Consider the following 7,895-nt stretch of genomic DNA (forward strand, 5'->3'; position numbering starts at 1 on the left):
TCCGGGGATCTTCCACCCCAAATTCCTCATAGGGCGCCTCTGCCCCATTGGTCACAGGCAAGAGAAACGGTTGCGGCCTGACAGTGAAGTGAAAACCGTCATCACTTTCGGCTATGCCAATAATAGAGCGTCCATTGCGCAGATGAGAGCGGAAGAGCATGAGATATCGATCATCATACTTCACCACCCCCGCATTGTGAACTGTCTCCACAGTATACGGCACATCGTGCTTGCTGAGAATAGGATTATGTTCGTACCGCCTGATTACGGCTGAATTCGAGCCGCTCACTGTGAACCTCTGATTTCACCTGCTGCCCTGTACCTGCTAGCGTGGGGGTCAGCACTTCTATGGCAACAAGATCGTCCGTTCCCAGATTCAAGATTTTGAAGGATGTGCCGCTGTGAATTTCCATGGTCTCCCCCCCGGACAAGAGATAGTCCTCGCCCTTCAGAGAAATTGCCCCCCGACCTTTGACCACCAGAAGCTGTACGGCATTGCGAGCCGCAGGAGTAAACGTGGCATGCTGCTGAGAATACAGTACCACCTTTCTGACTCGCATGTCAGGAGCATCTTCAAGAATCCGTATGTACCCCCATTCAGGCTTTTTGTCCGGGGGCCTCTTCGCCAGAATCCTTTCATAGACCCGCAGATAGTCTGCCACCATGCGATTGACGCTGAACCGCTCCTCCACCCACCGTCTACAAGCCCTTCTGCTCAGGCCATCAATGTCGGCCAAACGCTGGACCGCTTCTTCAACGGAGGAGACCAGGAAACCTGTCTTGCCGTCAGCGATCACCTCGGGCATACTACCCCGGTTGAAAGCAACTACGGGCGTGCCGCAGGCCATAGCCTCGATCACTGAAAGGCCGAATGGTTCATTGAAGTTTATGGGATGAAGCAGGGCATAGGCGCCACCAAGCAGTTTATTCCTCTTCTCTGGTCCGGCACTGCCCACATAAATGATCTTCCTGCCGTCCAGGTGGGGCAGCACTTCACGCTCGTAGTATTTTTCATCCTGAATAATGCCGGCAATCACCAGCTTCTTATCTGTACGCCGGGCAATATCGATCGCCTCTCTGGTGCCCTTGTCATGGTGAATCCTGCCGAAAAAGAGGAGGTAGTCGCCCGGATCAGGCCTCAAGGTAAACAGCTTCAGATCGATCCCATGATGCACCGTGGCTATGTAGGTAAGATCCGGGCTCCTGTCCGCATCGCTTATGGAGACATAATAAACTTTATTGTTATATTTCTTGTATACCGGCAGGATGCCAGGAGATGAAAAACCGTGAATAGTGGAGAGTACCGGTGTCGAAGTCATCCTGGTATAGGTGAGAGGAAGATAATCGAAGTGGTTGTGAATAAGGTCGAATTGATCGCCCTGTTCAAACAACTCGGAGATGTGCAAGCACTCCCAGACCTTGGCAATAATACTCTTGTCCTCTTCGTAGCCGCGAGGGCACACACCTATGAGTCTGGCCCGGGTATGAGAGTCCCTGGTGGCAAACAGGGTTACATCCACCCCCCTTTCCACCAGTCCCTCAGTCAGAAGAGAGACAACGCTCTCCCACGGTCCATAGTGTCTGGGCGGCGTGCGCCAGGCAATGGGAGAAAGCATGGCTAGCCGCATGGTTTTTCACTCCTATGAAGCACTCTGTTTTTTGAGCCAACAAAGAAGCTCCGTCAGGCTTGCTGTGGCCAAAGCGATGCAGGTGTCAGCACCGCCGTAGTAGAGCCGCAGCGTGTCTCCTATCAGTGTCCAGCCGCAGGGAAACACTACCTTGTCAACGTCACCAAATACCTCGTAGTTTTCTTCGGGACCGAACACCCACTCATCTGAGCGAGCAATCACCTTGCAGGGATTCTCCAGATCCAAAAGGGCCAACCCGAGGCGATAAATGGAACCGCTGGCAGTGGAGCGAACCCCGTGGTAGAGAATGAGCCATCCCTGCTCTGTCCTGAGAGGCGGCGGCGACAGACCAATCTTATTGGCATCCCACCAGCCACCCTTTCTGGCCCTGATGAGAATGCAATGATCACCCCAGTGCTTGAGATCAGGAGAAAAGGAAATCCAGATATGAGCCCCAGTGGCAGGGAAGGTGGAGACTGGCCTGTGGATCATGGCCCAACGTCCCTTGAAACGCACGGGGAACAGAGCTGCATCCTTGTCTTCCGGGGGCATAACCGGCCCCAGACGCTTGAACTGGCGGAAATCATCAGTGGTCGCAAGAGAAACCAGCGGCCCTCCTGGAGAATAGGCTGTATAGGCCACCGCCCAGAGTCCACTCTCCTCCATGTAGGTGATTCTGGGATCCTCTATGCCCCAGAGTTCTTCTGGATGGTTCTCAGGATCAGGAGCCAGGGTAGGCTTCTCATCCATCCGCCAATCGTGCACGCCGTCGCTGCTCCTGGTAACAGTCAGGTGCGAAATACCCCGCCGGTCCTCCACCCTGAGCAAGAGCACTGTCTCCTCACCCACCATAGTAGCCCCGGCATTGAACACTGTGTTGGCAGCGTAAGGAAGATCCTCTACCGTGATAATGGGATTCTGCTCATAACGATGAAAAAGTTCTTCGGCTTTTGTGCTCTCCATCTCCTAAACCCTCAAAACTCCGGAGCCAGTACAACCGGCTTCTTTGACCGTTTGGCTGTTCGCGCCAATCTATAAGCCTGGTTGTATTGCTGGACAACTATCTCCCACGACACAACCTCATCGAGATATCTCTTCAAATTTTCACCAAGCTCCATTCTGAGCTGCTCATCGCAGGCCAGGCGAATCACCTTCCTGCGCAGCATTTCCTTGGTGGTAAAAAGCAATCCCCCCTCGCTCTCGAGAGTCTGAGCAGTAAGCCCCTCCATGGGAGCTGTAGTGATGTAAGGCTTGTTGAGAGCAATAACTCTTGCCAGGGTGCCGGACTGGGTTTCGTCCGTAGAAGGCAGCACAATAAAATCGCAAACCGCCATCATTTTGTAATAGATGTCACCTCTCGGCACAAACTCATAATAGTGAGCAATGCCTTTTCGTTCCAGACGCAGCACCTCCGATTTCCACTCCTCGTAGTCATTCTTGTGGTGGGGATCCCTTATGGTGCCTGCAGCCAGTAGATCCCACTCCTGACCACACGACTGCCTTATCTCCTCATGTATTTCCCCCCACATGGAAAGAAGAATGTCCCACCTCTTATTGGACTGAATCCAGCCGATCATGCCCACCACATGCGCTGCCAGTCCCATTTCTTCCAGACCCAGCTCCTGCCTCAACTGAGGAACTTCATGTACGCCCCACCGTTTGTCCGGCCTGGCGCCATGAGGCACCACCATAATGTTCTGAGGTGTTGCCCAGCCATAGCCCGGAAAAATCCAGTCCAGCCGCCACTTCTGATAGTGGCACTTGAACAACACCACGTCACTACGCTGACAAAGGTTGTAAATGAAGTTGGCTTCCACCTTCCGGAGACGTCCGTGAACCGTGTGTGGTTCCACTACAGTCGGATAATCGCTTATTGCCTCCAGTAGAGTGAGAAAGCCCTCATTGTTATCTCCGATGCCGCGATGATCCACGTATTCATAAAGGCCATACTCATGTTGCAGATGTACTGCATATGGCTGCAGTTCTGTTATTTTCTCAGCAACCGGCTTCCACCAATCGTGTCGACTCATGTCAATAAGAGGGAATACCCCTCTGCCGCGACCGTCTGTGTGGCTTATGACCAGGACTTCACGCTGTGGATTTGCCTTCTGGATAAACTCTCGGGCTTCTTCAGTAAAAGTAGCTATACCGCACAACCGAGGCGGGTAAGAACTGATCATTACGATGGGTCCTGAAGCCATATGATCCTCTGGTTTTCCGGCAATCAGCAACTCTGCTTGCTGCTCCTCGGAGCTGTCAGGCGCCTAGCGCCACGGCTGCCATGCCCCGTTTCGTCAGCTGGCAGGTACAGCGGTTTTTTTGCCGCAACCGTAAGCGAATGCCTATATGGACTTCGTCACCGTAGCCATAACCGAGTGTTCATGACTGGACAACGCAGGCTAAAGCCTGCGCCTACCAACATGTTGCCAGGACCTCAGCGAATAACTGATAACTGATAACCTCAAACATCCTTCCCAATGGAAAATGCTTTTCCCAGGTATTTGCCGACTCCATGATAACTGACGATTTCAGGACCGAAGATAATCGGTTTTATCCTGTCTATTTCGGGCAAGCCGTGGCTGCCGATTACCTCCTCGTCCGCCTTCACATCAACAATCTCTCCTATGAACTGCGTGTGCAGGCCGATTTCCACTGTCTTGATGAGCTTGCATTCCAGAATCAAGGGAAACTCTTCCACAAAGGGAGCATCCACATATTGGCCTCTGACAGGGGTGAGGCCGGAAGCCGCAAACTTGTCTTCCCGCTTGCCTGAGGCAATACCAAAGTAATCCACCACCTTCACGTGCTCTTCTGACGGCACGTTCACTGTGAAGGCTTGCCTGTTGACAATGTTGCCATACGAATACGTTGCTCGCCGCAGGGAAACCCCGATACAGGGCGGTTTCGAACAGCAGATTCCTGCCCAGGCGGCTGTCATCACGTTGGGCTTGCCCTGATCGTCGTAGGTGCCAATCACCCACACCGGTGTGGGGTAAGCCACGGTCTGGGCCCCAATGGATTTCTTCATGTTCACTCTCCTTCCCTGGCCACTTCTGAAGAGTAGTTCTCTTTGCTGGACGCTGCAGTGATACGGCCCGAAGTCACCTCTTCTTTTTTTGCTGTACTGCCTCCTTTCATGGTGGGCTTCTCTATGCTCATGAAGATCTTGCCGTTTTTGAAAATAGTCACTGTTCCAGTGGATTCAGAAATCACTATGGCAGTGGCCTTGGTAACCTCGGTAATGGCAGCTGCAGCTGCATGTCTCGCTCCCCATCCCTGCGGGAATTCTTCATGCTTGCTGGCCACGTTCAGATATCGTCCTCCAGCTATTACTATGCCGCTCTTGCTGATTACAAAGGCACCGTCGATGGAGGAAAGTTCTTTTATGGTTTCTCTGGTTTCCGGGTGAAATATAGACCTCTTTTCTTCTGGATGGCCCTCGAAGGGATTGAAGATAAGCTGGCGCGACAAACGCAAGACTTCCTCGTGATCTCCAAGCACGAAAATCGTCCCAACCGGCTTGCCCTCTCTTCCTTCGTTGGCAAGTTCTATGGCGAGGAAAAGGAGAGATTCGAAAATGGCGGCTTGAAGATCCTGGCTGAATTCAGACGTCTTGACCGGGGTGAGCAATTCAAATTCCTCCCCCACTTCCACCACCATAATGGTATCCACCGTGTGGCTATCTTTAGGCCCGGTGAGACATATGAGAATATCTCCCATCTCGAGAAGCCCCTGGGAGAGAGCAGTGATTACGGCTATTTTGACCCGGCCCACACGATCCAGCTCGATCTTTGGCACCCGCAAGGTGTCGAGAGCCAGCTCATGGGCGCACTCACTGCCTGCGCCATCTTTCTGCACCAGAATCGGCCTCACAGTACTGTCTAGTCTGGTGAGTGCAGTAAAATCGTGCAGGCAGTCAGCATAGATCAGCACCGCTCTCGCCTGAATAACCTTTGCCAGATCCAACGCCATATTCAGCATGTGCGAGGTAACATCAATCATGAGGTGCTATCTTTCCTTTTTGTTGGGCAACTCATCAGCGCCTGAATTCTTGTTTTTCTATTATACAGTTCTCTGGGATCTGCCTGGCCGCAAGGCCTCTTTCTTTTTTACCTCATACTCCCCAGCTGCAGCTTCTCCTGGCCCCACCTGCTCTGTTCTCTTGCCGGTCATGGCAAGCACGCTCTTTGCCTGCATCTTGGCGGAGTCACTGGCCGCTGTCTCCTCCATGCCCAGGTAGGCGCTCTGCTGCGCCAGGGTCAGCAAAGCAATGAGAAAACAGATGGTGGATTCTGCCCCCTGATTCAGGCTTATGCCGTCTGAGTCGAGCCCATCGGCACAGGCTGCCGTCTCAAAATCATACAGAGGCGCCTTGAGTCGATTCTTGCCAAGAAACCAGGCAAAGGCTGCCTGGGCCAGTTCCAGATATTTTTCCTCTGTGGTGATCTGGTAGGCAGTAGTGTAGGCCTCCACCAGGTAGCCGGCATCAATGGGCTGTTGACCGAAGATCGCCTTTTGCCCATCTCGTGGATACCAACCCTCATTTCCCACCAGGTCGAACATATTGCCGTCATACTGTATGGCAGTGAGAAAATCGAGAGATTCCAGGCCGGTCTTGAGATAATCATCCTTTCCGGTCACCTGGTATGCCAGCAAAAGTGCCTGTGGAAGCTTGGCGTTGCCGTAGGTGACCACAGGTTCAAACCATTGCCACTGTGCTTGACGACACTGTTCGTACTGGGCCAGGAGCCGATCAGCCAGAGCCACCAGGCGGTTGCGCATACCTCTCGCCCCGGGATATCTCTGCAAGAAACCGTGCAGGCCACAAATCGCATAGGCCATACTCCTCGGGTAGTGGAGAGACATGTCGGCCACGGCCCTGTCAAACACCTGTCGAGCAAATGCTCGAAAGCTCTTGTTGGGACCAAACCTGACTGCACTGCCAAGCCCCCACAGCACCCGACCAAAGGTGTCCTCGCTGCCCTCTTCATCAAGAAAATTGCGGCGAAAATCCATAAAATTATGAAACCTGCCATTGTCCAGCTGGGCATCGCCAAGGAAGGCAAGATAAATCCTGGCCAATCTCAGGGCCTCCGGATCCTGTTTTTGCTGGTAATACATGAGAACTGCCGCCAGGGCCCGGCCCACATCATCTGCAGAATAACCGTGTTTGCGCTCTGGAATGCCGCACCGTGCATGTTGGATCAGTCCAGTGGTATCAGTAAGGGCAATAAGATGGTCCAGGCGCATTTCAGGGAGAGTTGCCCCTCTTCTTCTGTCTGCTCGGATTCTCCTATATTCTGGCAGCGGCACGAAGCTCTGCAGAGACTCATTGAAGAGCTCGAGATACTGACGGGCAACCTCTTTCCAGATCATCTTTCTGCCAAGGTCGTAAGCATTTTTCCGCAGCAGATGCCGCTTCGGTTCATCTTCCACCAGGTCGAGAATAGCCCGGGATATGCCTTCCTGATCCCCAAAATCTACCAGAAGCCCCCGGTCCTCTGCGAGCATTTCCTGAGCATACCAGTAGGGTGTGGAAATCACAGCCTTTCCCATACCCATGGCATAGGCCAGGGTACCACTGACGATTTGTTCTCTGTTCAGATAAGGGGTAATGTAGATGTCACAGGCACCGATAAATTCACAAAGCTCTGCCAGGGTAACGAAACGATTGTGAAAAATCACGTGCTCTTCAAGGCCGAGCTCACGCACCTGCTGTTCCAGACGAATGCGGTATTGCTCGCCAAACCTGCGTTTGATTTCTGGGTGAGTGGCTCCCAGTACAATATACACTATGCGTGGATACCGCTCGACAACCCGGGGCAGAGCGCTGATTACGGTCTCGATCCCCTTGTTCGGATTCAATAGGCCAAAGGTCAGCAGGACGATGCGGCCTTCCACATGGAACTTGTCCTTGTAATAATTTGGATCCACAAAAGGAACATCTGGAATTCCATGGGGAATGAAGCGGATCTTCTTTTCAGGTATACGGTACACCTTCTGCAGGAGCTCTACCGCCAGCTTGCTCATGACCACTATGCGGTGTGACAGAGAGCACACCTCTCGAAGGGCCCAGTTGTAACGGGGAGTGGGGTTCTTCAGAACGGTGTGCAGGGTGGTAATAACAGGCTTCTTGAGCTCTGACATCAACTGCAGGATATGAGTGCCCTCTGGACCGCCAAAGATGCCAAATTCATGTTGCAGACTGACCAGCTGCACTCCTGAAAGATTTATGAACTCGGCCGCAGAGCGATAATCCTGCAAGGA

At 52.8% G+C, this 7,895-nt stretch carries 7 protein-coding genes; all 7 read right to left on the reverse strand.

Features of this window, described 5'->3' with window-relative positions:
• A partial coding sequence (locus JRI89_15710) for a glycosidase (protein ID MBW2072685.1) occupies positions 1–289 on the reverse strand: 289 nt, incomplete at its 3' end.
• Positions 246–1,628 carry a glycosyltransferase gene (locus tag JRI89_15715; protein MBW2072686.1) on the reverse strand — a complete coding sequence of 461 codons (1,383 nt, stop codon included), beginning with the start codon at positions 1,626–1,628 and terminating at the stop codon, positions 246–248. The genes JRI89_15710 and JRI89_15715, both read right to left, overlap by 44 nt.
• 12 nt (positions 1,629–1,640) lie before the next feature.
• A complete protein-coding gene (locus tag JRI89_15720) occupies positions 1,641–2,591 on the reverse strand; it encodes a glycosidase (GenBank protein MBW2072687.1) in 951 nt (316 codons plus the stop codon).
• A gap of 11 nt (positions 2,592–2,602) precedes the next feature.
• Positions 2,603–3,829 (reverse strand): glycosyltransferase, encoded by a 1,227-nt coding sequence (locus tag JRI89_15725; protein MBW2072688.1) that lies wholly within the window; start codon positions 3,827–3,829, stop codon positions 2,603–2,605.
• A gap of 260 nt (positions 3,830–4,089) precedes the next feature.
• Positions 4,090–4,656 (reverse strand): flavin reductase family protein, encoded by a 567-nt coding sequence (locus JRI89_15730; protein ID MBW2072689.1) that lies wholly within the window; start codon positions 4,654–4,656, stop codon positions 4,090–4,092.
• A 2-nt stretch (positions 4,657–4,658) separates the two neighbouring features.
• Complete coding sequence (locus JRI89_15735; protein MBW2072690.1) at positions 4,659–5,630, reverse strand: DNA integrity scanning protein DisA nucleotide-binding domain protein; 972 nt, start codon at positions 5,628–5,630, stop codon at positions 4,659–4,661.
• Between the two features lie 60 nt (positions 5,631–5,690).
• Positions 5,691–7,895 (reverse strand): glycosyltransferase (locus JRI89_15740; GenBank protein MBW2072691.1); only part of this gene is annotated, 2,205 nt, incomplete at its 5' end.

It is taken from the genome of Deltaproteobacteria bacterium (genome assembly GCA_019309045.1).
Taxonomy (GTDB): domain Bacteria; phylum Desulfobacterota; class Syntrophobacteria; order BM002; family BM002; genus JAFDGZ01.

Coding starts and splice junctions, on each gene's coding strand:
- JRI89_15725 (MBW2072688.1), bottom strand. CDS start 3,829: ATGGCTTCAGGACCCATCGTAATGATCAGTTCTTACCCGCCTCGGTTG.
- JRI89_15715 (MBW2072686.1), bottom strand. CDS start 1,628: ATGCGGCTAGCCATGCTTTCTCCCATTGCCTGGCGCACGCCGCCCAGA.
- JRI89_15735 (MBW2072690.1), bottom strand. CDS start 5,630: ATGATTGATGTTACCTCGCACATGCTGAATATGGCGTTGGATCTGGCA.
- JRI89_15720 (MBW2072687.1), bottom strand. CDS start 2,591: ATGGAGAGCACAAAAGCCGAAGAACTTTTTCATCGTTATGAGCAGAAT.
- JRI89_15730 (MBW2072689.1), bottom strand. CDS start 4,656: ATGAAGAAATCCATTGGGGCCCAGACCGTGGCTTACCCCACACCGGTG.